The organism is Gallaecimonas xiamenensis 3-C-1, from assembly GCF_000299915.1.
GTDB classification, from domain to species: Bacteria; Pseudomonadota; Gammaproteobacteria; order Enterobacterales; family Gallaecimonadaceae; genus Gallaecimonas; species Gallaecimonas xiamenensis.
The window spans coordinates 1-615 of record NZ_AMRI01000062.1 but is presented as its reverse complement, the minus strand read 5'-3'; the positions used below and the strand labels follow the sequence as shown (position 1 = coordinate 615).

1 protein-coding gene is annotated in these 615 nt (G+C 45.5%); it reads right to left on the bottom strand.

From position 1 onward, the window contains the following. Positions 1-91 precede the first annotated feature (91 nt). Positions 92-615: GNAT family N-acetyltransferase (locus B3C1_RS20020; RefSeq protein WP_336391141.1), on the bottom strand; the 524-nt coding region annotated here is incomplete at its 5' end.

Sequence of the window (615 nt, the reverse complement as noted above, 5' to 3'; positions counted from 1 at the left end):
ACATAACGCCGCATTAAGGTGTGAGCAGCGCTTGGCTATACTTGAGCGAAGCGAAACTGCCAAGCGTTGCGAATCACTCTTGAATGCTTTGTTATGTGCGTGCTAAACGGTAGCGCCTTACCGTACCCTCACTGTCATCTGTGTAGTTACCGAGGTATTCACCACCACAGTTTTCGATGACCTTTTGAGACGCGGGATTGTCAATTGAGCAAGTAACAATAACTGAATCAATGACAACATGGTCTCGCACCCAAGCAAGCAGAAATGAGGCTACACCCTTACCACGAGCTGACGGTCTAGTTTCGTAGCCAACATGACCAATGACATTTTCTACATTGGCATTAGTACCTTTGCGAACTCGGATTGCACCTAAAATTTCGAAGTTCGATACACAGTAGTAAGTTGTACTAGGTAAATATCCCTTTGGCAACTCGGAGATTGCCTTAGAACGTTCGACCAAACCTGACAAATAAGCTGTCGGATCTTGCTCCACACCCGAATATTTTGGAATACCCGATTCTAGGCATTCTTTCGCATAACTCGCTAATATTGGGGCCAAATCAGGGTTGGCCTCTACCACTTCCATGTCAATTTTCCTCATAAGCACATAACGCC